General features: G+C 64.2%; 24 protein-coding genes. 7 read left to right on the top strand and 17 right to left on the bottom strand.

Features of this window, described 5'->3' with window-relative positions; translation table 11 throughout:
• Positions 1-175 precede the first annotated feature (175 nt).
• From U0025_RS08630 to U0025_RS08585, 10 genes are all read right to left on the bottom strand, one after another.
• Positions 176-457 carry a type II toxin-antitoxin system YafQ family toxin gene (locus U0025_RS08630; RefSeq protein ID WP_004212690.1) on the bottom strand — a complete coding sequence of 94 codons (282 nt, stop codon included), beginning with the start codon at positions 455-457 and terminating at the stop codon, positions 176-178.
• The gene (locus U0025_RS08625; protein ID WP_004212689.1) at positions 444-707 is read right to left on the bottom strand and encodes a type II toxin-antitoxin system RelB/DinJ family antitoxin; all 264 of its coding nucleotides are present in this window, start codon (positions 705-707) and stop codon (positions 444-446) included. Before U0025_RS08625 ends, U0025_RS08630 begins: the two co-directional genes overlap by 14 nt.
• A gap of 383 nt (positions 708-1,090) precedes the next feature.
• Positions 1,091-1,528 carry a DUF411 domain-containing protein gene (locus tag U0025_RS08620; RefSeq protein ID WP_007683347.1) on the bottom strand — a complete coding sequence of 146 codons (438 nt, stop codon included), beginning with the start codon at positions 1,526-1,528 and terminating at the stop codon, positions 1,091-1,093.
• Positions 1,529-1,607: 79 nt separating this feature from the next.
• Positions 1,608-2,849 carry an MFS transporter gene (locus U0025_RS08615; RefSeq protein WP_037491517.1) on the bottom strand — a complete coding sequence of 414 codons (1,242 nt, stop codon included), beginning with the start codon at positions 2,847-2,849 and terminating at the stop codon, positions 1,608-1,610.
• Positions 2,843-3,829, bottom strand: coding sequence for a copper resistance protein B (locus U0025_RS08610; protein ID WP_004212678.1), 987 nt, complete (start codon positions 3,827-3,829; stop codon positions 2,843-2,845). Before U0025_RS08610 ends, U0025_RS08615 begins: the two co-directional genes overlap by 7 nt.
• Positions 3,826-5,532: a copper resistance system multicopper oxidase gene (locus U0025_RS08605; protein WP_015449263.1), complete on the bottom strand. Its 1,707-nt coding sequence runs from the start codon at positions 5,530-5,532 to the stop codon at positions 3,826-3,828. The genes U0025_RS08610 and U0025_RS08605 overlap by 4 nt, the downstream gene beginning before the upstream one ends.
• A gap of 25 nt (positions 5,533-5,557) precedes the next feature.
• A complete protein-coding gene (gene adhP / locus U0025_RS08600) occupies positions 5,558-6,583 on the bottom strand; it encodes an alcohol dehydrogenase AdhP (protein WP_004212676.1) in 1,026 nt (341 codons plus the stop codon).
• A gap of 25 nt (positions 6,584-6,608) precedes the next feature.
• The gene (locus U0025_RS08595; protein WP_004212675.1) at positions 6,609-8,129 is read right to left on the bottom strand and encodes an aldehyde dehydrogenase family protein; all 1,521 of its coding nucleotides are present in this window, start codon (positions 8,127-8,129) and stop codon (positions 6,609-6,611) included.
• Between the two features lie 252 nt (positions 8,130-8,381).
• The gene (locus U0025_RS08590) at positions 8,382-8,711 is read right to left on the bottom strand and encodes a hypothetical protein (protein WP_323156768.1); all 330 of its coding nucleotides are present in this window, start codon (positions 8,709-8,711) and stop codon (positions 8,382-8,384) included.
• Between the two features lie 151 nt (positions 8,712-8,862).
• On the bottom strand, positions 8,863-9,279 hold the full coding sequence (locus U0025_RS08585) for a hypothetical protein (protein ID WP_323156767.1): 417 nt from the start codon (positions 9,277-9,279) through the stop codon (positions 8,863-8,865).
• A gap of 398 nt (positions 9,280-9,677) precedes the next feature.
• Between U0025_RS08585 and U0025_RS08580 the strand changes: the two genes are divergently transcribed.
• The 5 genes from U0025_RS08580 (at position 9,678) to U0025_RS08560 (ending at position 16,151) form a co-directional block, all read left to right on the top strand.
• Positions 9,678-9,899, top strand: a complete 222-nt coding sequence (locus U0025_RS08580; protein WP_037479748.1) for a hypothetical protein — start codon at positions 9,678-9,680, stop codon at positions 9,897-9,899.
• Positions 9,900-10,520: 621 nt separating this feature from the next.
• Entirely contained in the window at positions 10,521-11,987 is a 1,467-nt protein-coding gene (locus U0025_RS08575; RefSeq protein WP_323156766.1) for a multicopper oxidase family protein, read from the top strand.
• Positions 11,988-12,186: 199 nt separating this feature from the next.
• Positions 12,187-13,383, top strand: coding sequence for an IS256 family transposase (locus U0025_RS08570; RefSeq protein WP_004207098.1), 1,197 nt, complete (start codon positions 12,187-12,189; stop codon positions 13,381-13,383).
• A gap of 1,131 nt (positions 13,384-14,514) precedes the next feature.
• Positions 14,515-15,525, top strand: coding sequence for a universal stress protein (locus U0025_RS08565; RefSeq protein ID WP_323156765.1), 1,011 nt, complete (start codon positions 14,515-14,517; stop codon positions 15,523-15,525).
• Positions 15,526-15,527: 2 nt separating this feature from the next.
• Positions 15,528-16,151, top strand: coding sequence for a hypothetical protein (locus U0025_RS08560; protein WP_323156764.1), 624 nt, complete (start codon positions 15,528-15,530; stop codon positions 16,149-16,151).
• Here the strand turns inward: U0025_RS08560 and istB are convergent.
• Positions 16,140-16,880: an IS21-like element helper ATPase IstB gene (gene istB / locus U0025_RS08555; protein WP_063142329.1), complete on the bottom strand. Its 741-nt coding sequence runs from the start codon at positions 16,878-16,880 to the stop codon at positions 16,140-16,142. The two genes, U0025_RS08560 and istB, sit on opposite strands and share 12 nt — an antisense overlap.
• Positions 16,881-16,891: 11 nt before the next feature.
• A complete protein-coding gene (gene istA / locus U0025_RS08550; RefSeq protein WP_323156763.1) occupies positions 16,892-18,421 on the bottom strand; it encodes an IS21 family transposase in 1,530 nt (509 codons plus the stop codon).
• 253 nt (positions 18,422-18,674) lie between these two features.
• Here istA and U0025_RS26100 point away from each other — a divergent pair, with 253 nt between their 5' ends.
• Together U0025_RS26100 and U0025_RS08545 are read left to right on the top strand one after the other, a co-directional pair.
• Positions 18,675-18,797, top strand: coding sequence for an HAD hydrolase family protein (locus tag U0025_RS26100; RefSeq protein WP_009824012.1), 123 nt, complete (start codon positions 18,675-18,677; stop codon positions 18,795-18,797).
• The gene (locus U0025_RS08545; RefSeq protein ID WP_323156762.1) at positions 18,794-19,540 is read left to right on the top strand and encodes an HAD-IIB family hydrolase; all 747 of its coding nucleotides are present in this window, start codon (positions 18,794-18,796) and stop codon (positions 19,538-19,540) included. The genes U0025_RS26100 and U0025_RS08545 overlap by 4 nt, the downstream gene beginning before the upstream one ends.
• A gap of 146 nt (positions 19,541-19,686) precedes the next feature.
• On the opposite strand, the gene U0025_RS08540 is transcribed toward U0025_RS08545, so the two are convergent.
• Genes U0025_RS08540 through U0025_RS08520 form a run of 5 tightly spaced genes read right to left on the bottom strand, consistent with a single transcriptional unit; the run spans position 19,687 to position 23,935 of the window.
• Positions 19,687-20,127: a four-helix bundle copper-binding protein gene (locus U0025_RS08540; RefSeq protein ID WP_323156772.1), complete on the bottom strand. Its 441-nt coding sequence runs from the start codon at positions 20,125-20,127 to the stop codon at positions 19,687-19,689.
• Between the two features lie 14 nt (positions 20,128-20,141).
• On the bottom strand, positions 20,142-20,585 hold the full coding sequence (locus U0025_RS08535; protein WP_004212663.1) for a DUF1622 domain-containing protein: 444 nt from the start codon (positions 20,583-20,585) through the stop codon (positions 20,142-20,144).
• On the bottom strand, positions 20,572-21,294 hold the full coding sequence (locus U0025_RS08530) for a hypothetical protein (RefSeq protein WP_004212662.1): 723 nt from the start codon (positions 21,292-21,294) through the stop codon (positions 20,572-20,574). The genes U0025_RS08535 and U0025_RS08530 overlap by 14 nt, the downstream gene beginning before the upstream one ends.
• Positions 21,291-22,019, bottom strand: coding sequence for a hypothetical protein (locus tag U0025_RS08525; RefSeq protein WP_323156761.1), 729 nt, complete (start codon positions 22,017-22,019; stop codon positions 21,291-21,293). Before U0025_RS08525 ends, U0025_RS08530 begins: the two co-directional genes overlap by 4 nt.
• Positions 22,019-23,935 (bottom strand): 2Fe-2S iron-sulfur cluster-binding protein, encoded by a 1,917-nt coding sequence (locus tag U0025_RS08520; RefSeq protein ID WP_004212660.1) that lies wholly within the window; start codon positions 23,933-23,935, stop codon positions 22,019-22,021. The genes U0025_RS08525 and U0025_RS08520 overlap by 1 nt, the downstream gene beginning before the upstream one ends.
• Between the last annotated feature and the right edge of the window lie 9 nt (positions 23,936-23,944).

Genomic DNA, 23,944 nt, shown 5'->3' with positions numbered 1-23,944 from the left:
AAAGTGATTTATGGCCCTCATTTTTGTTTCAAGCAGCGCCTGCCGAATGCATCTCTGCGATTGATGTCTTCTGCAAAAGCTTGTTGGCATCGGATGCTCGCTGATCACACCTAACCCGTAATCGTGCCTCTGGCTGACATACCCGACAAACGTATAAGCTCGCCATGCGCGGGCGTCACCAACCCAATTCCGCGTGCGATCCCAAGCGCACAAGCTGCAAGGTGTCGTCATCGGGCTTGCGGTAAATCAGCACGAGGTCGGGCTTTATGTGGCAATCGCGATGGTCGCGCCAGTCGCCGGTCAGCGCATGGTCGCGGTGGCGCGGTTCAAGCGGCTCGTCGGATGCCAGCGCCTCGATGATCGGGATCAGGTCAGCGTCCAGCGTCTTGGCGTGCTGCCCCTTCTTCTCCCGCTTGTAGTCGCGCTTGAACCGCCCGAAGCGTTCAATCGTCCGCATTGAGGTCGGCCATCAGGTCGACCACCGTGGCGAACCGCTTGCCCTTTCCCTCGCGCGCTTCCTTCATGGCCTCGATCGTCTCGGCATTGGGCACCAGCGGTTCAAACGGCAAGGCCTTGTCGCGGGCAACGCGGGTCAGCATCAGGCGCACGGCATCGGAGACGGTCAGCCCCATAGCAGCCAGCACGGTCGCGGCTTCCTCCTTCACCGCTCCGTCGATCCGGGTCTGCACAAGAGCGTTTGCGGCCATGTCGATTTCCTTTCTGCATGACGATGTAATGCAAGCGAACGCAAAGTGCAATCAGGCAAAGCCCCGGCTATCGACATGGCGACCGGGCTTCGCGTTTTTCACCTTCAATGCTGTGAGTGCCATCGGTTCGGGGCCCTGATCGGGAATGTTGGGGCCGTTCTCACACTTTCGGTGGGCAAACGGTCCCACAATCGTTCCACATTTTGGGCCAAATTCAGGCAAATCAGGGAGACGACCGCGAACAACTTACAAGACAAATCGTTGCTTTTTCAGTGTAGGTAGGGGTAGGGACGCCATCAGCTCGCTTGACACAAGGTTCTACACTCGACAGCGGGGTCCTCTACCACCGGGCAATTCTGCAGGATGCTGCAAACCGCGCGATATCAATGGCGGGCGAAAATTCGCTGACCGGCGCTGCCGAAGGCCACCACCGTATAGGGTTGGCGGGCAGCGCCTGCCACTTCCATGCCCTCCGAACCGATCGGCATCCCCGCAACCGCAATGCCTTTGACGCCCGCAGGACGGGTCGCCAGCAAGCGCTTGACGTCGGATATCGGGACATGGCCCTCGATCATATAGCCATCGACGATCGCGCTGTGGCAAGATGCCAGCGTCCGGGGCATGCCGGCCTTGCGCTGAAGCTCGCTGCGCGACGCATCGTCACGCATGACGACCTTGCGTCCCAGCTTCGCGCGCACGGCCTGCGCCCACTTCTCGCAACATCCACATCCCGGATCCCGGTGGACGACGATATCACTGGCCGCAAGCGCTACGCCGGGCATGGCGAGGAACAGCAAGGCGACGAATAGGCGGGTCTTCATGAAATGACTCCCGGAAGAACGATAAGCATGGGGCAGAGGCCCCTTCTTTTCTATACGCATCAATGCGCCCCTCCCCTCATCACGCAGATGATTTTACGATGGCGGGCGGCCTCCAGGCTAGCGGCAGGGACACAAGCAGCGCTAGCGATAGACCACCAATCCCCCACAGAACGAGCGGCTGCGCCCCGGGAGCGACGATGGCTATCGCCAGCGGCGCGAGCGCCTGCCCGATGCTGGCGGCGGAATGCTGGAAACCGAGCTTCACGCCTGAAGGGGCCCCGCCGCCGCTGATCCAGAAGCTGGTGACCAATCGAAGGGTTGCCGAGCTCCAGCCGGCAGCAACGATGATCCCACTGAGCTCGGCCATACTCGCGGCGACAGGAAACATGAAAAGTGCCACAGCCAGCAGGCCCAGCGTCAATCCGGCAAGCCGCCTCGGCACAGTGACCAGCCAATCGAGCCTCGCATGGAAGATCTGTGCCGCCAGCATGCCCAATCCGCAGAGACTGAGCATCCAGGCGATCTCTTCGCGGCTCAGCGAAATGGCGCTCCGCGTCACCAGGAGATTGACATGCATCGCCGCCAGCCCGCCGCCCGCGACGATCGTGATAAAAAGCAGGATCAACGTCGCGCCGAGCGTAGGCGCGGGCAGGTCTCCGCCATCGATGCAAGGTGCACACCAGCGCGGCAGACGCACGGCGCAAAGCGCCGCCCCGACGGCACCGATGCCGAGAGCGAGGATCATGAGGGGAGCGCGGGGCAGGATCGCGGCCGAGACCTCCGCCACCAGCGGACCGGCGAGATCGCCCAGAAACACGAAGGCGGTCAGCCAGGTGAAGCGGCGCGCCTGGTCCGCGCGCCCGCTTGCGGCAAAGCTCGCGCAGAGCAAGCCCAACGGTATGATGGCGGCCGACGCCATCCCCGCCACCAGACGCAATGCATAAAGCTCAGGCAACCCGACGAGGCCGATCGGCGCGGTCACCAGCGCGAGGATGACCAGCGCTGCGCGCAACATCGCCCGATAGTCGACCCGGTCCGCGATCCAGCCCCAGAGCGGCGCCGCCAGCAAGGCTGCCAGGGGATGGACCGCGGTCAGGCTCGCGACGTGAAAATCATGAGCGCTTGACGATAGCGCGCCACGAGCCGGGTCGACCAGTGCCGGAAGGAAGGCGAGAATGGCCGTCTGTCCCGCCGACGCCGCAGCCGCCGCGAGCAACAAGACGAAAAAGGAGGCCGGCCAGCGACCGTTGGCTTGCGATCCAGCCTTGTCACGCGGCGCGTTCGCGGTCGATCCCTCGAGTGGCCATCCGCGGATCACCACCAGGCGCGCAAGCCGATCACCAGCCTGTGTTCGGAAGGCCCTTCCCTGCGCAGGCGACGGAAATCGGCCGTGCCGTCAAATGCGCGCTCCCAGACGAAGCCGATATAGGGCGCGAACTTGCGCGACACCTCGTAGCGCAACCGTCCGCTCAGCTCGACATTGCTGAAGCCGCTGCCGAGCTGCCGATCGCTCGACCGCTTCGAATAGATATTGGTTTCCACCTGCGGCGTAAGGATCAACCGATTGGTGAACAGGACCTCATAGGAGGCCTTGGCGCGCGCCGCGAGACGCCCATCGGTCCCTACATAGCCGGTGAGCTGGACGTCGAACCAATAAGGCGCCAGTCCCTCGACGCCGGCGGCCAGCCATGTCGTCGCGCCCTTGCCGAGATCCTGCCTGACCCCGAGCAGCGTGCCCCAGAACGGGTTCTTGCTGTGCCACCACAGCGCCTCGACGCTGCTCTCCGGATCGAGACGTTGGTCGCGGGAGTTCTTGAGGCCCTGGCTGCGCAGCCAGAGCTTGTCATTGTCCTGACCCTTGGTGACGAGCACGGTCCAGCCCACGCCCTGACCCTCGTTGCCGCTGGCGAATTCGAGCTCATCGACAAGTATCTTGGGGATCGAGAGCTTGTCGGCCATCTCATAGCCCGGCAGCGTCGAGTTGCGATAGCCGTCGGCATAATCGTCCGAGTTGCGCGCGTCCGGCGGGGCCTTGCCACCCTGCATCGAGCCCATGTCCATCGTGGCGCCGTTACCGGACGCCTTCGTGTCGGTCATATCCATGCCCGGCATGTCCATGCCCGCATGGTCCTGAGAGCCTTGCGCGGAAGGGGTGTGCTGAGCGGGAGTGGCCGTTTGGGCAGGGGTGGCGGCGGGCGACGGGGGCGAGGCATCCTGCGCGAGGGCGGGAGCCGTGATCGCCGGCGCCAGGAAGAGGGCAGCGCCAAGAGCGATGCCGCGCGAGGGGAAAATCCGGATCATGCGACCACCACCTCCCGGAACATGCCGGCCGCCATGTGATAGAGCAGATGGCAGTGGAAGGCCCATCGGCCCATGGCGTCGGCGGTGACGCGGAAGCTCACCCGCTGGGCGGGCTGGACCACGACCGTATGCTTGCGGACCTGGAAGGCGCCGTCCGGGCCTTCGACATCGCTCCACATGCCGTGCAGATGCATCGGATGCGCCATCATCGTGTCGTTGACGAAGGTGACGCGCAGCCGCTCGTTTGGCTTGAAATGAAGCGGCCTGGAATCGTTGAGCTTGATGCCGTCGAGCGACCAGATGAACCGTTCCATATTGCCCGTCAGATGCAGCTCGATGTCGCGCTCGGGCTCGCGCGGGTCGGGATCGCCGCCCGGCGTGCGCAGATCGGCCAGCGTCAGCACGCGCCAGCCGCGCCCGCGCAGCCCGGCGCCGGGATCGTCGAGATTGGTGCGCGGATAGTCGACGCGCATGTCGGTATTGGCGCCATATTCGGTGCGGGCGTGCCGTGCCCTGGCCGGCATCTCGGTCATGCCGTGCCCGGCATGCGCGTCGCCTCCCATTGCGCCCATCGTCGCCATCGCGCCCATCATGTCGACCGGCTCGAGCCAGGTCCGGGCATCGAGCGGCGGCACGGCTGCCGCCATGCCCGGGGCCGGTGCGATCGTGCCACGCGCATAGCCGCTCCGATCGATCGCCTGCGCGAAGATGGTGCGGGCGCCGCCCTCGGGCATGGTGAACTCGACGTCGTAGGTCTCGCCCGGGCCGATCCGGAATTCCTCGACCGTGACCGGCTCGACCGGCTGCCCGTCGGTCGATACGACCGTCAGCTCGACCCCGGGGATCCGCACGTCGAAGAACGTCGCCGTCCCCGCGCCGACGAAGCGCAGGCGCACGCGCTCGCCGGGCGCGGCGATACCGGTCCAGTTGCCGGCGGGCGGCGCGCCGTTCATCAGATAGGTGTAGGTCGCGGCAGAGACATCGCTGTAGTCGGTCGGGTTCATCCGCGAGCTGTTCCACATCCGCCGCCGCTCGAGCGCCTTGCCCAAGCCCATGGTGCCGACATCCTTGAGGAAATCGCCGGCGGTCGGCTGCGCAAAATTATAGTAGCTGCTCTGCTTCTTGAGATTGAGGAAGATCTGCAGCGGCGGCTCGTCCGACCAGTCGCTGAGCACGATGCAATAGTCGCGATCGGGCGCCCGCGCCGTCGGCACCTGTTTTGGCTCCACGATGATCGCTCCATAGAGTCCCGTCTGCTCGGCGAGCGTGTGAGCGTGATACCAGTAGGTTCCGCTCTGGCGGACCTCGAAGCGATAGGTGAAGGTCTCGCCCGGCGCGATGCCGGCAAAGCTGATGCCGGGCACGCCGTCCATCTCCGCCGGCACGATGATGCCGTGCCAATGGATGCTCGACATCTCCTTGAGGCCGTTGCGTACGCGCAGCGTGACCGTGTCGCCTTCGCGCAGGCGCAGGACCGGCGCGGGCACGCTGCCGTTCACGGCGGTCGCGATACGGCGTTTGCCGGTGAAGTTGACCGGCAGCTCGGCGATCTCGAGGTCGAACTCGGTCCCGCTCAGCTCAGCGGGCAAGGTTGGTGCGGATCGCGCGAGAAGCGCCGGGGCGAAACCGGCGACCGCGCCGCCGATCGCCAGCCCCTGGACGAAACGGCGCCGCGCGATCGGCCGGATATGTAAGGGAGACATGAACTGTACTTTCGCGAAGTCGGCTTCAGGCGAGGTCGAGGACGATCCGGCCCTCGATGTCGCCATGATGCATGCGGGAGAAGACGTCGTTGATGTTCTCCAGCTTGTCTGCATGGACCGTGGCCTTGACCTTGCCCTCGCCGGCGAACGCCAGTGCCTCGAGCAGATCGAGCCGCGTGCCGACGATCGAGCCGCGCACGGTAATGCCGTTCAGCACGGTGTCGAAGATCGACAACGGGAAGTCGCCCGGCGGCAGGCCGTTGAGCGCGACCGTGCCGCCGCGCCGGACCATGCCGAGCGCCTGCTGGAACGCCTTGGGCGAAACGGCGGTCACCAGCGCCCCGTGCGCGCCGCCAATGGCTTTCTTGAGCGCTGCCGAAGGGTCCTCGTTGCGCGCGTTGACCGTCAGTGTGGCGCCAAGGCGTGTAGCGAGGTCGAGCTTGCTATCGTCGATGTCGACCGCGGCCACATTGAGACCCATGGCTCGGGCATATTGCACCGCCATGTGGCCGAGCCCGCCAATGCCGGAGACGACCACCCACTCGCCGGGTCGGGCCTCGGTGGCCTTCAATCCCTTGTAGACGGTGACGCCCGCGCAGAGGATCGGCGCAATGTCGAGGAAGTCGACATTGTCGGGAAGGTGACCAACATAGTTGGGATCGGCGAGGACATATTCGGCAAAGCTGCCATTGACCGAATAGCCGGTGTTCTGCTGTTCGTGGCAAAGCGTCTCCCAGCCACCCAGGCAATGCACGCAGTGCCCGCAGGCGGTGTAGAGCCAGGGCACACCGACCCGGTCGCCTTCCTTCACATGGGTGACGCCGGCACCAACGGCGGCGACATGCCCGACGCCCTCATGGCCAGGAATGAAGGGCGGGTTGGGCTTGACCGGCCAGTCCCCTTCTGCCGCGTGCAGGTCGGTATGGCACACGCCGGTTGCCGCAATCTTGACCAGGACCTGCCCGGGGCCGACCGTCGGGATCGGCGCGTCCTCGATGACCAGGGGCTTGCCAAATTCGCGGACGACCGCCGCCTTCATGGTTTTCGCCATGTCCGTTTCTCCTTTGAGCGAGGGGTCAGAACAGGCCGAGCGCGTGCTCGTCATAGGAGACGAGCAGGTTCTTGGTCTGCTGATAATGGTCGAGCATCATCCGGTGATTTTCACGCCCGAAGCCCGACGCCTTGTATCCGCCGAAGGCGGCATGGGCGGGGTACTGATGATAGCAGTTGGTCCAGACCCGCCCGGCCTCGATCGCGCGGCCGAGCCGGTAGGCGGTGTTGCCGCTCCGGGTCCAGACGCCCGCGCCAAGACCGTAGGCGGTGTCGTTGGCAAGTGCGATCGCCTCCTCGACCGTCTTGAACGTGGTGACCGACAGGACGGGACCGAAGATCTCCTCCTGGAAGATGCGCATGTGGTTCTGACCCACGAACACGGTCGGCTGCACGAAATAGCCCTGGTCGAGCGCACCGCCCGGCAGCGCCCTGGCGCCACCGACCAGACACTGCGCGCCCTCGGCCTTGCCGATATCGATATAGCCCAGGATCTTGTGGAGCTGGTCCTCCGACGCCTGCGCGCCGACCTGGACCGACGGGTCGAGCGGATCGCCCTGGCGGATCGCGGCGACGCGCGCCACGGCGCGCTCGATGAAGCGGTCGAAGATCGACTCATGGATCAGGGCGCGCGACGGGCAGGTACAGACCTCGCCCTTGTTGAAGGCGAACAAAGTAAAGCCTTCGAGCGCCTTGTCGAAGAAGGCATCGTCCTCGTCGAGCACGTCCGCCATGAAGATGTTGGGCGACTTGCCGCCAAGCTCCATCGTCTGGGGGATCAGATGGTCCGCCGCGGCGTGCATGATCTGCTTGCCGGTGACGGTCTCGCCGGTGAACGAGACCTTGGCGATGCGCGGATTGGCGGCGATCGCCTGGCCAACGGTCCGTCCCGGGCCGGTAACGACATTGAGCACGCCGGGCGGCAGGATGTCGGCGGTGAGCTCGGCGAACATCAGCAAGGTGAGCGGCGTCTGGGATGCGGGTTTGATGACGGTGCAGTTGCCCGCCGCCAGCGCCGGGGCGATCTTCCACGCCGCCATCAGCAGCGGGAAGTTCCACGGGATGATCTGGCCGACGACGCCGAGCGGCTCGCGGAAATGATAGGCGATGGTGTCCGCATCGATCGTCGAGATGCCGCCTTCCTCCGCCCGGATGCAGCCGGCGAAGTAGCGGAAATGGTCGATCGCGAGCGGCACGTCGGCAGCGCGCGTCTCGCGGATCGGCTTGCCATTGTCGATCGTCTCGGCAAGTGCCAGCAACTCCAGATTGTCTTCGAGCCGGTCGGCGACGCGATTGAGAATCCTGGCGCGTTCGGCGGGCGCGATCCTTGCCCATTGATCCTTGGCGGCGTGCGCCGCATCGAGCGCGCGCTCGACATCTTCCGGCGTCGACAGCGCGAACTCGGCGATCTGGGCGCCATTGATCGGGCTCGTGTCCGCGAAATACTCGCCGCTCGCAGGAGCGCTCCATCGACCACCGATGAAATTATCATAGCGGTGTCGGAAGGAGGCCGCCGCGTTAATGGTCCCGATCGCCTTCTCGAACATAACCTGACTCCATCTCTATCGATGGCCTGACGGAGTAATCTCTTTGCCTGGGCGGCCTATAAGTAAGTTCCGTAGAAGTTAGTCTGGCATCGGTGTCGCGGGCTTTGAGGGTCAGACACGCCAACGGAGCCGATGACTATTCATCGACTCCCGAACCTATTCGCGCACGCCTGATCGGAATTATGCCGAGACACGCTTACTCGGCCGATTCTTGTTTAGGTGAGGGCGGCGCTTGGCATTCCAATTCTGGCATTACGCCCGGATGCGCTTTAGGCTCACCCAATCGCCTTTCTGAAGCGTCCCGTCCCTCACGCGGAAATGAGCGTAATGGTCGTCGAAAATCTGGTCGACTTCGACATGACCGACAAGGCGGCGGTGGCGCGGCGTTGCGTGATAGACGTCGAGTATCTGCCCGATGTGTGCGCCATCGGCTTTGCCCAGGCAGGCCACTGTGCCGCCCGCATCCATACGGACGATCTTGCCGCGCATGAACAAGCGATGGCCGATACCCTGTGCGAGGAGCGGCGTGCTGCCAAAGAGCAGAAAGCCAACGGCAGCACCGACGCCAAGATGCTTTCGCATCACTGTTTCCTCTGTCACGTCAGACGCTCGGACCCGGCTTTGAAGGCCGGGAGCACGGGGCGACGCTGGGCATCGTCAAAGAACTGGCCCGCCGCGGGGGCGGCGGCGGGCCCTCAGCCCCGGGGGGGGTGTTTTATCGGGGCTGGAAACGTCACATGTCGCTCATCGGCTTGTCGGCCATGGGCTTGGCGGCCATGGGCTTGGCGGTCTTCTTCTTCGCGGCCGGCTTGGCCTTCTTCATCGGCATCTTGCAGCAGCCACTCTTCGCCTTACCGGCCATGCCCGAGCCGTTCGATGCAGGCGACCCGCCGGACATGCCGGCCATCCCCGACATGCCCTGTTGATCCTGCTGGGCCGGTTTCCCCTGCTGCTTCTGCGCGCCGGCCTGATGATCCTTCATCATCTGATCGTGCATCTGCTGCCCGCCATGATCCATGCCCTGCTGGTGGGCATGGGCCGGCGCAGTCTGCGCGGGCGCGGGCGTCGACTGGGCGAGAGCGGTGCCGGCGGCGAAGGTTAGCGTCACGAAGAGGCTGATGGTCGCCGCGCGAAATGTCGTCTGTCGCATTGAGGGTCTCCGAGTGTTCGTCCTGTTGCCCGATCGACGTTCCGATCCCGGCAATTCCAAAGCTTCAATGCTGCTAGCGAGACGCAGTCTGTATACGTAACTTACGAATCCGCTTTTGATCGCGACAAGCATGCGCGGGATCGTGCGGGGTGGACCATGGTCCAAGGTCAAGCCAATTCATGATCCCGCTTGATGGCGGCCGGCAGCGAAGTGCAAAAACCAATTGGCCCGCCGTGGGAGAACGGCGGGCCAAAGCTGCGGTTGAACCAGGCCACGGTCGTTGGCCACCCCGCCTCGTGGTCGGAGCTGGCTTAATTGCAGGGTCAGCAACCGCCCCGCGACCTATGCAACATGCGGGAGGCTCCGTCCTGGGTCCCCATCTCCCGCGTAGCGATCCGATGGTCCTGCATCATCTCACCGGGCATCCGCACTTCGCGGTGTCGCATGCCTTGCATCTGGGCCGTGTCGGACCGAGCCGGCGCCGGCTTCGCCTTGAGCGTCTGTTCAAGGTCGGGCATGCCCGGCGGCATCCCATCGGCGAGAACTGGCCCGGCGCCGACGGCAAGGACGCCAAAGGCTGCGAGCGAAGCGATAATCGCTGCTTTCTTGCGCAAATATGATTCCTTCAAGTCTGAGTCTCAGTGCGACCGGACACATGCCCGGTCGATTCTCGCTCCCCAGGGAGCTTGCCGTTGAGATGGTATCGGCCTGGAGGTGGCAGTATACGTAATTTGCGAAGCTGGCGGTCAGCCTGCAATGTCCGCTTTAGTTCGGCTACTAGCAAAAGCTGGGCGCGGATGACCGAAGACGGCGGCCATCAAAGCCTCCGCCTAGCCCGAGCACTGGAAAGCGACGCCGCCTGCTGCAGTGGCGAACAGCGAAACGTAAATCGCACGCCGCTTTTGCTTCGGCGCGATCGTGGCAAGGCCCACCGCCGAACCAGCCACTCGGACTGGCCCAGGCTAAATTGTCGGAATAGACGCTCGCTCGGATCGGTGCCGCAGTGATTGAACGCTCGCCTGGCTGATTATTGATCAACTGGCGAGGGCCGCAACCAGCTTAGAAGGGCAATTTTGTCTTCCCAGAGGGGGCGGGCACAAAAGCGATCGGTTCGGGTATTACGGATATTGCCCTCCCGCGCGCCCTTTAAGGGAAGAGCGGCGCTTCGCCTCGGTGGATCTCATCGGATCGAGAAAAGCGCGTTTGCGTCAGTTTCACGATTGCTCAGGAGGGGCTTCGAAATGACTTTTCTGAGCCGGCGAACTGTCTTGGCGGGCGGAGGCCTCCTGCTGGGGGCGGCATGCACGCGCAGATTTGCGACGCCGGACCAAGCAGGCACGCTGCCCATTCCTCGCCTGTTAGATGCACGCGACCATGGGCATAGAATTGGACTGAGGGCGCAGGAAGGGGAAACCACTTTCTTCCCAGGGCGGCGGAGCGCCACCATGGGATACAACGGAAGCTATCTCGGCCCGACTCTGCGGGTACATCGCGGGGACGACGTGACGGTGACTGTCAGCAACAATCTGTCTGCTGATACCACGGTTCACTGGCACGGGCTGCTCGTACCGGGAGAGCTGGACGGCAGCCCCCACCAGACCATTAGTCCAGGCGAGACTTGGCGTCCGACGCTGCCGATCCGTCAGCCGGCGGCCACTCTCTTTTATCATTCGCATGCACACGGCCGAACGGCGGAGCAGGTCTATGCAGGCCTAGCGGGATTGCTCTTCGTCACCGACGAGGAAGAGCAAGGTCTCGGTTTGCCTTCGGATTACGGCGTCGACGATCTACCAATCTTGATCCAGGATCGGCAGTTCGTGGATGGCCGTCTGGTGTTACCGGCGGGCATGATGGTGGCGCTGGACGGGAGGCGGGGCAACGTTATTCTCGTAAACGGCGCGTACAACCCGCGAGCAGACGTTCCCAGAAGCTTAGTGCGGCTGCGGCTCGTAAATGGTTCGAATGCCCGGACTTACGATCTTTCGTTCAGCGACGGACGAGCCTTTTATTGGATCGGCACCGAGGGCGGCCTTTTGGAAAAGTCCGTTGAATTGCAGTCCCTCACTCTGGCCTCCGGTCAGCGGGCTGAGATCTTGGTGGACTTCAGCGATGGCAAACCGGTCTCGTTGGTATCGGCTCCGGACCAAAGCACCCTCAGGATGCATGGCATGGGCATGATGCATCGGCACGAGGCTAGCGAAAACAACGCAGGGGATGAAACTGTCCTCACATTTTCACCGCGCTTGGCATCGAGTAAGCGAGGTAGCACCACGCTTCCGCTCCTCCTGGCGTCCCGCGCGGTGCCAGATCCGGCGACGGTCGTCGCACGGCGACGTCTGGTGCTCAACATGAGGCTGGGAGGTATGATGGATAGCGACGAAGAGCCGCTAACGATCAACCACAGGCGATTCGATATTGATCGCATCGATGAGGAAGTCGAGCTTGGCGCCGTCGAGATATGGAAAGTCTCCGGGCAGAAAATGGCCCATCCCTTCCACATTCATGGAGTGCACTTCGACGTGCTACGTCGCGATGGCGAGGAACCAGATCTTCTTGATCAGGGGCCACGTGACACCATCGTCGTGGACGAACCGGTCGAGTTATTAATCCGCTTCGACCAGCCTGCTTCAAAAGCGCCCTTCCTGTTCCATTGCCATATCCTGGAGCACGAGGACGAAGGCATGATGGGTCAGTTTTCCGTGACGTAGTGGGAACAACTCAAGAAGCGAAATCCTGCATATGCCAATAAGGGGGCAATGCTCGACGTGTGACTTCGAACTCCACTCTCGTTTTTGTTCCCTTTGGTCGTGTCCCACGGGGTGGTGTAGGAAGGTTTCTCTGAGAGGGTGGCCACCGTCGATCTTCTGGTAGGGTTCGGATGCGAACTCGAACCTGGAGAAGAAGACGATGACCGACGACAGAATGGCCCTTGTTGAGCTGATTGAGCAAGGGGCAGACAGCGATTTGGTGCGCGATATGCTGGCATTTGCCGCCGAGCGCATGATGGATCTGGAGATTGAGGCCAGAACGGGTGCGGCTGCGGGCAGTCGCAGCCCGGCGCGGCTCAACCACCGCAACGGCTATCGCGAACGGGGCTGGGACACTCGGGCCGGCCGGATCGAGCTGGCGATCCCCAAGCTCAGGAAGGGCAGTTACTTCCCGAGCTTCCTTGAGCCACGCCGCACGGCTGAGAAGGCGTTGGCGGCGGTGATCCAGGAAGCCTACGTCCACGGTGTCTCGACTCGCTCGGTCGACGATCTGGTCAAGGCGATGGGCGCCAGCGGCGTCTCGAAGAGCCAGGTGAGCCGTCTGGTGGCCGAGATCGACGAACGGGTGAACGCCTTCCTGCAGCGGCCGATCGAGGGCGAGTGGCCCTACCTGTGGATCGACGCCACCTACCTCAAGGTCCGCGAGGGCGGGCGGATCGTCTCGACGGCGGCGATAATCGCCGTCGGCGTCAACACCGATGGTCGGCGCGAGGTTCTGGGCGTTGCCACCGGCCCTTCAGAAGCGGAACCCTTCTGGAAAGCCTTCCTGCGCTCGCTCGCCGACCGGGGACTTCGCGGGGTAAAGCTGGTCATCGCGGACGACCACAAGGGGTTGCGCGCCGCCGCCAGCAAGGTGTTCGCCGCGAGCCAGCAACGCTGCCGGGTCCACTGGATGCGCAATGCGCTGGCACATGCCGCGCCCAAGCAGCGACCGGCAGTCATCGCCATGATCAAGACGATCTTTGCGCAGGAAACGGCTGAAGCGGCTCACCAGCAATGGGAACAGGTCGCCGATGCCCTGCGCGAGAAGTTCCCGAAGCTGGCCGACATGATGGCCGGATCGCGCGAGGACGTGCTTGCCTACATGACCTTCCCGAAGGAGCACTGGGCGCAGATCGCGTCGACCAACCCGCTGGAAAGGGTGAACAAGGAGATCAAGCGAAGGGCCGATGTCATCGGCATCTTTCCGAATGACGCCGCCGTCGTCCGCCTCGTCGGAGCACTCATGCTGGAACAGAATGATGAGTGGGCGGTGTCACGCCGTTACATGACGCTGGAAACCCTCGGCTCGGTAAGCCATAACCCCATTGTCAGCCTGCCAGCTCTGGCTGCCTGACCCGAACCTGATCCTACTGCGGATCGACGGTTCCTACACCACCCCGTGGGACACGACCTTCCCTTTTCGGGCTTGGGCCAGAACGTTTCGCACATCTCGATCGAAGGCATTCGATCATCCCGGACACTTGTGCATCACATGACGAACCCTGCGGTTCGTCACGGCCACCAGGCGCCGCGGGCCGCGCTCTATAATGACCATACGCTTGTCGGGCCGTCCCGCGGCCGCTGTCAGTACTCGCGGCAATGAGTAATAGATGGTATCGCCGCGTTCATACCACTTTCCTCCGCCAAGCGGCGTCTGGTCAGGCAATCGGATTTCGCTGTAAGATCCGTTGCGATTAAGAACCCAGGCCATCCCCGACTTACAGCCGGATCGGCCATCAAATGACCAGACACCCGCGAGCTTGGTGGTCGAGGTATCTTCCCTTGCGGGAGCGACCCTGGCCGGCGAAGGTAGCGTTGGCACAGTGAACGCGGCGAAAATCGCCCAGATGGAACACGACCACCGTGTGAAAGTGAGCAGCCGGCATCGATATAACCCGTTAAGCGCGATCGTCATACTGTTCCCTTCCGATCCACACTCACTCCGCTGCGAGCTTCGTTGGTTGCCCTGGGCAGACTATGCCGACCATCTGCCGGTGGTAATGCGTATTTGTCGCTAGACAGAAGAGACGCCTGCGATGGCATCTGATCGCAGATCGCCCAGGACAAGGCAGCCGGCGCAGAACTTGGGATGACGGTGATCGTCTCATGCGCAGTGCAAGCGAGCAACCACATGAGCGGTAACGGGGGTGACGAGTTCGCTTCCGGACGAGGAAAAGGTGACCAGGTGACCTTCATTCTATCCCGACATGTTGGTTTGGACGCTCAAGCCGGGTGCCGAGGCGGAGGCATATAGGCCCGCCCGATGTACTAATCGCAAGCGACCGGTTTTCGGTTCTGATGCTCTTGCGCCCCAGTCAACCGACCGATCGCCATTCGTATATATCACAATTTCGCGGGTCGTTCGCCCCAGATAGGGTCAGAGCAGGTTCGAGTCGTGGAGGGGACGCCAGGCCGAAATGCCGGTTGTTCCCGCTGTCCTAGCCGCCACAAATTCGATGGAGATCCAAGGCAAGAGGAGCATTTGATGTCAGCCGCTTCAGCATTTCCAGCTCTGGCGCAGGCGTCCCCCCGACCGCAGTCCGGGATTGTCGCCTGTATCGATTGCTCCGATCATGATGCGTGGATCTACTCACACGCTCGTGCGCTCGCGACAACGCTCGACGTCCCTATTACCCTGCTACAAGTACTTGACGGCGAGGGCTCGACGCGCTCTCGTCCGGACCCGATTGAATGTAACCTCCGGCGGCGCGAAGCCCTGCGCGCCCTCGATCGATGCGCCGCCGCGACCAGCGCACCTCCAACCAAAACCTCCATCGAATTGGCCGAAGGCCAAACCGCGGAGGAAATTTGCCGCTTTGTCCGAGAGTGCGACGACGGCATGGTCGTGCTGGGAAGACGAGGCAGGCAAGAGGCCGGTCGCCCGGGCATGGGGGCAACCGTGCACAAGGTGCTCATGCAGACGCCAGCCCCGGTCCTGCTCGTACCGGTAGAGGCCCCGCTTCCGGTAGCGCCCTACAGAAGGGTTGTGGTGCCGCTTGACGGCTCTCGCTGGGCTGAGAGCGTGCTACCCCTAGCTGTGCGTCTTGCGAAGGCCTCGGAAGCGGAACTCCTGCTCGTCCATGTCGTCCCTACGCCCGAGATGATCGAGGCACGGCCCTTGGAAGTCGAGGACAAGAAGCTTCAACAAGCCCTTATAGAGCGAAATGAGCAAGCAGCACGCAGCTACCTCGAACGAACGAAATCCAACCTCTCGGCGTCCGGTGTACGAATGCGTACGATTTCGATCCGTGGCGAGGATGTACGCGAGGCGCTGTGCGATCTTATTCAGCGCGAGAGGGCCGATATTGCCGTCCTGTCCGCGCGCGGCCACAGCCATCGGCATGTTTCCGACGTACCCTATGGAACGGTCGCCTCCTACCTGATGACGCATTGCAATGTACCAATGCTCGTAACGCCTGCGACAATTCGCTCCGGAAAAGCGCAGATCGCCGTAGGGCATAATTGCCTACGGCTACCCCTCGCCGCCCAAGCCTGATCATGGCCGATATTGAGGGGACCGACCCTGTTTCGGGGGCGGCCGACGAGACCGCCACACGACATCAGCTGACAGGATTGATCGGTCGCTCAGCGCCTCTTCCCATCTGGGCGCATCTCGACGCCATGAAGGACTGGCTGGCTCGAGCCCGCCAGGCAGCCACGCAAGCCGACCAACGAGGCAGCGCCGCAGCCGAATGGCTACTCGACAACGACTATCAGATCCAGCGCGCGATCCTGCAAATTGGTGAGGGTCTTCCGAAGGATTTCTACGCGAAACTTCCCGGTCTTGCTGAAGACGGCCTCAGGCGACCGCGCGCCCATCAAGTCGCGCAGTCTCTGCTTCTGGCGTCTCACCTGCAAGTCTCACTGTCCTCGGCTGTCGAATTCGTCGTTCGATATCAGAATAAGATGCCGCTCAGCATAGCTGAAACCTGGGCGATTCCTACGATGCTACGTATCGTTTGTCTTGAAATGATCGTTACGGTGCCGATTCCGATGAAGCCGCCCCTCGTTTCCGAGATGATTGCGCCCCTTCGTTCCGAGATGATGTCGCCCCCCCCGGAGACAGGGCCGTGCTGGCTACGTCTGTTGTTATTTCGTTCGTGCCGGTCGTCAAGCCTCTGAAGGGGATTTGACCCGGCGCATGCTGTCACCGTCGAGGTCCAGGCGGTGGGCGTTGTGGACGAGCCGGTCGAGGATGGCGTCGGCATAGGTCGGATCGCCGATCACCTCGTGCCACGCCGCGATCGGCAGCTGGCTGGTGACGATCGTCGAGCGACGGCCATAACGCTCTTCTAGGATTTCGAGGAGGTCGTGGCGGGCATGAGCATCGAGTGGCTCAAGCCCCCAGTCATCAAGAATCAGGAGCTGAACGCTGCCGAGCTTGGCCAGGATGCGGGCGTAGCGTCCGTCGCCGCGTGCCAACGCCAGGCTGGCGAACAGCTTGGGCACCCGCTGATACAGCACCGAACGGTCGTCGCGGCAGGCCTTATGGCCTAGCGCGCAGGCCAGCCATGATTTCCCGACGCCAGTCGGGCCGCAGATGACGAGATTGTCGCGAGCGGCGATCCAGTCACCAGCGACGAGCTTGAGGAACAGCCCCCGGTCGAGACCTCGATGGCTGCGATAATCGACATCCTCGGGGGTTGCCTGATGGCGCAGCTTGGCGAACCGCAGCCGGGCGGCCAGCTTGCGGTCGTGGCGGAAGCTCCATTCGCGGTCGAGCAGCAGCGCCAGCCATTCGGGATGGGTGAGCCGCTCGGCTTCGGCATTGGCGGCCAGTTCGTCGAACGCCCTGGCCATGCCAGCCAGCCCCATTGCGTTCAGCCGGTCGAGAGTGGGATGTTGAAGCATCATGATCTCCTTCAGTGATAGTAGCGGGAACCCCGGATATTCGGGTGGGCGATCGTCCGATCGTCGCGCGCCTGCCGGGGCGCGGGCGCCTGATCGAGCCGGTTGTCGAGGATCGATCGGACCGATCCATAGGTGCGTGCGCCGATATCGAGCGCCCGGCTGCACGCCGCTTCGACCCGTTCGCGGCCGAAGCCCTTCACCAGGCGCACGATGCCCAGGCAGGCCCGGAAGCCCTGCTCGGGATGCGGGCGATCGGTCAGGATTTTCTCGCACAGCAGGGCGGCACAGGGGCCGATCGCGGCAGCCTCGGTGGCGATGCGTTCGATCGTCCAGTCGGCGAAGCGCCGGTGCGATGACGGCATATGCTCGGATATCGTCGTGTGCCGGCCATTGCCGGAGCCGCGCATATGGGCGGCGATCCGTTCACCCTTGTGGAACAGTTCGATCGTACGCGCGGTGATCCGCGCCTCGACCGGCTCGCGCGCGAAGCGATACGGGACCGAGTAATAATGGCGCTCGATCTCGACATGATAATCGAGACCAGCGCGCCGCCGCCGCCATTCGGCGAAGACATAGGGTTCCAGCGGCAGAGCTTTCAGCGCAGGCCTGTCGATGGCCTCGAACAGCTGGCGCCGGGTCTGGCCCACGCGGCGCATGATACGGCGGTCATTGAGGTCGGCGAGCAGGTCGCCGATCGCGGCGTTGAGTTCGGCCAGGCTATAGAAGATCCGATGCCGAAGGCGCCCGAACAGCCAGCGCTCGACGATCAGCACGCAGGCCTCCACCTTGGCCTTGTCGCGTGGGCGGCGCGGACGGGTCGGCAGCACCGCGCTGTCGTAATGTGCCGCCATCTCGGCATAGCTGCGGTTGACCTGTGGATCGTAAAGGCAGGCCTTGATCACCGCGACCTTGGCATTGTCCGGCACGAACAGGGCAGGCGCGCCGCCGAAGGCTTCCAGCGCCCGCACGTGCGCCGCGATCCAGTCGGGCAGCGTCTCGGTCCAGCTCGCCTCGGCATAGGACAGGCTCGATGCACCCAACACCGCCACGAAGATGTGCGCGTCGCGGATTTCGCCGGTCAGCCGGTCGACCACGACAGCCACCTTGTCGCCCGCATAGTCGACGAACAGCTTCTCGCCGGCGGCGTGGGTCTGCCGCATCGTGACCGGCAGCTTCGCCGCCCAGCCACGATAGAGATCGCAGAACCGGCTGTAGCGATAACCTTCCGGATGCTGCGCGATATATTCGTCCCACACGATCTGCAGCGTCACATGCTTGCGCTTCAACTCGCGATGGATCGCTGCCCAGTCCGGTTCGGGGCAGCGGCGATGGCCGGTCTTGGTGCCAGCCGCGCGGTAAAGCGCCGCCTCCAGAACGGCATCGCTGACATCCGCGCCCAGCGGCCAAGCCAGACCCGCGACCGCTGCCCGCCTCAGCGTCTCGCGCACCGTCGAGGGCGCGGCGCCCACCCGATACGAAATCGCCTTGTGACCCAGCCCCTGCTCAAACCGGTACCGTAAAATCTCGCGAACCCGTCGCATACTCAATCGCTCCGCCGACATCGGCTCCCTCCCTCGGACAACCCAAAGGAAGCAAACCTAATCCCAGCAGCGGACCTTCATCGTCATCCCCGCCAAGGGGGCGACATCATCTCGGAATCAGGGGGCGAGTAATTCTCGGAACAGGGGGGCGGCATCATTTCGGAATGAGGGGGCGGCTTCCCTCGGAATCAGCATTACGGGTTTCACCCAACTTTTTCCTCAAGTCGCTCCCCCTTTTGCACTAACGAACGCCATGGGCAAGGCGCCTGAGGAGATCCGTAGCGCAGCGCACTACATTTCAACCAGCAACGACAAAGATGGCATCGCCGATGCCATCGACGCATTTCTGCTGCCGCTTGTGGGAGGATCATCATGAAGCGACTGGCCGCTTTCGACCTCGACGGAACGCTCGCGCTCAGCAAGCAGCCGCTCGACGATGAAATGGCGGATCTGCTTACCCGCCTGCTCGACGTGACGATGGTAGCGATCATCTCCGGAGGCGACTGGCCGCAATTCGAGAAACAGGTGGTGTCACGAATGCCTGCCCGGGCGCGGCTCGACAATTTCATCATCCAGCCGACCACGGGCACCAAGCTCTATCGTCACGCCGACGGCCAATGGACGCGTATCTATGCCGATCTGTTCACCGGCGACGAAAGCCAGCGCATCCGCGAAGCACTGACCAAGGCGGTCGAGCAGGCGGGCTATCCAAACGAGAACATCTGGGGCGAGCAGATCGAGGAACGCGGCAGCCAGATCACATTCTCCGCGCTCGGTCAGGAGGCGCCGCTCGAGGCCAAGGACACGTGGGATCCGGATCACGCCAAGCGCAAGAAATTGCAGGCCCTGCTCCAGCCGTTGCTGCCAGGCTTTGCCATCAATATCGGCGGGGCGACATCGATCGACATCACGCGCGAAGGGATAGACAAGGCCTATGGCCTTAAGCGCCTTTCCGAGCAGACCGGCGTCGCGCTCGACGAGATGATCTTCTTCGGTGACGCGATCTTCCCGGGCGGAAATGATTATCCGGCCAAGCACCTCGGGCTGGATACCGTTCGAGTCCGCGACGTTGCCGAAACCAAGTCGGTGGTTGGCGCGATCGCTGCCTGGCTGGTCTAGATGCGCTACCGCCGATACCTAACCAGTCCCGCTTTCGCGCCCGTACGACCCAGCTTCGCAGCGGTCCCACATTGTGGAGCCGGCGGATCGCTTCAATCGTGCCGGAGCTGCTTGACCCCACTACGCCTGGGCGCGTTCTAGGACACTCAGCTGGCCATGTCCGCCATCATCCGACAGCTGGCGGCGCAATCCTTGCAGGTAGCCGAGCAACGCTTGATCCGCTCGCCCACGACGTGGCTCAGGCATTCCCGCGCACATCGTTCGCAGCCGTCAGCGCAGGCGCGACACAGGATGGTATGGAGGGAGGATTCGCGCAGCATCGAGTTGGCGGTCGCCTGGCACAGTTCCGCACAGTCGTTCAGCATGGCGATCAGCGACGCCGTGGCTGACGCGCCGCCTTGCTTCGTCAGCCAGGCGGCGGTCTCCAGGCACATGCGGTGCGAAGCCACGCAATCGTCGATGCAGTCCGTCATCGACATCGCCATCCCTTCCATTCGATGCTGCTGCGCCGCCGCCGGCGCAGCCAGCGTTCCGGCGGCGGCAAGGCCGGCGCCCGCCATCAGCAATTCGCGTCTCTCGATCATGATGCGCCTTCCATCTGCTATCGCTTGAGCGCTGTGCCGCATCCGGCGGCCTCAGCCGTAGCCGGCGACCCATCCGACGCCGCACGCGCCTTCTCCCGCGCCATCCGGGTTTCCTCCCAGGGCCAGTGGCCGTTGATCTCGACCCCGAGCGAGATGCTCAGGAAGGTCCGCACCAGCACAAGCCCGGCCAGCACGATGAGATCGTCGAGCGTCGGGTTGATCACCAGCGACTTGACGATGTCGCCGGCGACCAGAAATTCCAGGCCGAGCAGGATGCTGCGGCCGAGCGCCGATCGGAACGCGCTATAGGCCTCGGTTCGGTCGCCCGCCCTCGCCCGCCGCGCAAACAGAAAGGTTGCGAGCCCCGCGCCGACCAGGATGGTCAGCGTGCCCGCCAGTTCCAGGCCGATCACCGCGAGCCGGAAGAAGGCGCTCAGCCAGTCGGCCTCAATGGTGATCATACCAGCCTCGCTTGCGGATATTGTTGAAGCTGTCGGTAGCGTGACAGGCATAGCATTGGTCGACGCGCGCCTTCGACCCGGCTGCGCGCTGCGAGACCATGCTGAAATGCTCCATGAAGTGACTGGGCGGCGCCTTGTGGCACTCGGCGCACTGCGTCGAATTGACCGATGGATGGCGGTAATTGGCGATCTTCCAGCTGTCGGTCTTGTGACAGCTCGCGCAGTCGGTGCCGAACAGGCCCTGGTGCGGATCGCGGAACGCATGGCAGCTCGCGCAATTGAGCGCGGTCTCGGGGGTCAGGCTTCGAGTGTTTGTCGACATGCCCGCCAAAGGCTGCCGCCACTTTGCCATGTCGAGCAAGGCGGCGTGATCCATGCGGATGATGCCGCGCTCTCCCTCATGTTCGACGTGGCAGGAGGTGCACTGCGTCGCTTTCGCGTGGAACTGCGTCGACTGCTTCGTCCCGAAATCCGTGCCCGCATGGCAGGTGAGACAGGTCCGGGTTTCGACGCCCTTGCCCGGCGTGTGGCAGGCCGTGCATTGGCCGGCGAAGGACTGGTGGGCGCTCGAGAGCGGGCCGGGCGCTACGAGCTGCGCCACCAGGCCGGCATCCCTCGGCGCGTCCGATCGCATCCGGATCGCGACCGCGGCGACCATCACCAGCAGGGCTGCGATGAAGACGGCATAGGAAAGACGCTGCCAGCTCATAGCCAGCGCAGCCCGTAATAGATCGCCGCGCCGACGTGGAGCGCGAGCAGCGCGAAGATGAGACAGCCCAGCAGGATGTGCAGGAACCGCCATCGCGCGAACAGGGTGTTGGTCGCCTCTTCGGCGCGGATCGCGAATTCGGTATCGGCCAGCGCCGCGGCGATCCCCGCCCTGTTCTGGGGGTGCTGGCCCGCGGGCGCATCCCCGGCGACGAACAGATAGCGCCTCCAGCCCGACAGCGGCGCGGCTGCGGTATCGGCCTGCGCCGGCGCCGCCGGCTCCTCAAGGAAGGCGGCGCGAAGCGAGGCCAGTTCCGACCTGCGTCCGCGCAGCGCCCGACCAAGCTGGGCAAGCAGGTAGCGGCCGATGAAGCCGGTGATGACCGTCATCAGCAGGAGGACGGTCAGAAGCAGTCCGACCGGGCTTTCGAGCTTGTGCGCGGCGTGGACCAGACCCAGGATCGGCGCCAGCACGCCGGCATAGATGTGGATGGCGAGCAGGGTCGGCTTGCTGACGAGCCGGGAGAGCGCCTTGTCGACCCAGGCGATATGCTTGGCCGCGACATAGGGAAGCGTCAGCAGTATCAGCACGAGCGCTGCGATCCCGATGATCCCGCCAGCGAGGCTGCCCGGAAAGCGCGGTGACACATGCACGAGGTAGCCGAACGGGAACAGCAGCAGGAATGCGACCAGCAGGCCGACGGCGATGTCGCTGCGTTCGCGCATCAGGCTTCGACCACGAGCGGCGTGCCCGTGCCCTTCGCCTGGCACGCGAGCACATAGCCCTGCGCCTTGTCGGCGGGCGCGAGGCCGGACTCGACCTCCATCGTTACCTCGCCCTGCAGCAGCTTGACCACGCAGGCGCCGCATGTGCCCGCACGGCAGGCATAGGAGATCTCGACGCCCGCGCCCTCGGCCGCCTCGAGCACGGTCTCGTCCGCGGGCAAGGCCGCCGACACCCCCGACACGGAGAAGGTCACCGTGCTCGGCGCCACCTCGGCGCTCGGGGCCGGCTTATCCGCTGGCGCGGGCGCGGGTTTGACCTCGAGATCCTCGTGGTCGGCCGGCAGCGAGGCCGGACCGAACGCCTCGGTGTGCAGCTGCGCTTCGGGGACGCCAAGTTCCGCCAGCACGCCGCGCATCGCGCCCATCATCGCCGGCGGGCCGCACATATGGATCCGCCGGCTCGCGATCTCCGGCACCGCGGCCAGGATCATCTCGCGGGTGATCGGCCCTTCGGGGCCCATCCAGACGGTGCCGGGCGCGCGCTGCATCGCGGCGACGACATGGAGGTTGGGAAAACGGCGTTCGAGCCGCTCGAGCTCGTCGCGGAACACGAATTCCTCGGTCGACCGAGCGCCGTAGAAGAAGAAGATATCGCCCTTCCACGCGGTGTCGGTGAGATAGCGCAGCACCGACATCATCGGGGTGATGCCGACCCCGCCCGCGATCAGCACGATGCTCTGCGCATCCGTTCCCGTGAAGGTGAAGGCGCCGAACGGTCCGCTGACCTTCAGCAGATCGTCGGCGACGACCTTGTCGTGCAGGTATCGCGAGACCACGCCCTGCTCCTCGCGCTTGACCGTCAGTTCGACATAGGCCCGCTGGGTCGGCGAAGAGGCGATCGTGTAGGAACGGCGCGCGGTCTTGCCCGCTTCGGGCTCTACCTCGACCTGCAGGAACTGGCCCGGCAGGAAGTCGAACGGCAGCCGGTCGGCGGCCGGGTCCGCGAGCCGGAAGGTCAGCACGCTCGGCGTCTCTCGCACGATCTGGACCACGCGCAGCTGCCCCGCCCAGCTTTTGGGCTTGCGCAGCGAAGCTCCCGCGGGCGCGGCCGCATTGCTCGAGGCGAGCCCGGCGCTGCCGGCAACGGGGGCAGGTGCGGGCGCGAACTTCGCAGCGGGCGGGACAGCCTTCGGCTCCGGCTTTTCCGAGGTCTTGGCGGTGGCGACACCGCCGGCGATCGCCCCGATCCGCCGGAGGCGGAAGATCTGCAGCGCGATCAGCGTGGCGCTCACCAGCCCCAGGAAGAGCATGAGAAGGAGGTGTGAGGGCGAGATGCCGAACCAGTGGTCGGCATGGCCGGGCGCGGCCTGGTCGATGTCGAGCTGATCGCGCAGCCAGGCAAGCCCGACCTCCCGGGGCGGCTGCAAGCCGCCGATCGCGCCCTGCGCGGCGGTGCCGGACCGGAACAGGTCGGTTCCCTCGCGCAGGCGGCGCGCCGCATCGAGCCGGGCCGAGACCGTGGTTGCACGCGCGCCGTCGGCCGAGGCGGCGTTGATCATCGCTAGGCCCGTGCTTACCCGTTCGCCAGCCTGCGCAGCGACCCGCTGCCTTGCCGCTTCGTCGAGCGCGGGAAAGGCGAGCAGTTGCGAGATGAAGCCGGTCCGGCGCGATTCGTGGCCGTGCTCATTCTCCCCTTCCCCATTGATCATGCGATCCATCATGGGGTTCATCATCTTCGCCATGTCCGACGACCCCGACGATGCCGGTGCGGACATGCCCCCGCCGGCCGGCATGCCTGCGCCATGATGCGCGGCATGATCCTCGCCCTCCTGCGCGCCCGCGCCCGCGCCCGCGGACAGGCTGAGAGCGATTGCGCAGCCGAGGCTCAAGCGTCGAAGGCTGATCCGCCTGGACATCCTCATCCC

Origin of the sequence: Sphingobium yanoikuyae, from assembly GCF_034424525.1 — a bacterium.
Taxonomy (GTDB): Bacteria; Pseudomonadota; Alphaproteobacteria; order Sphingomonadales; family Sphingomonadaceae; genus Sphingobium; species Sphingobium yanoikuyae.
This window is presented reverse-complemented; position numbering and strand designations above follow the sequence as displayed.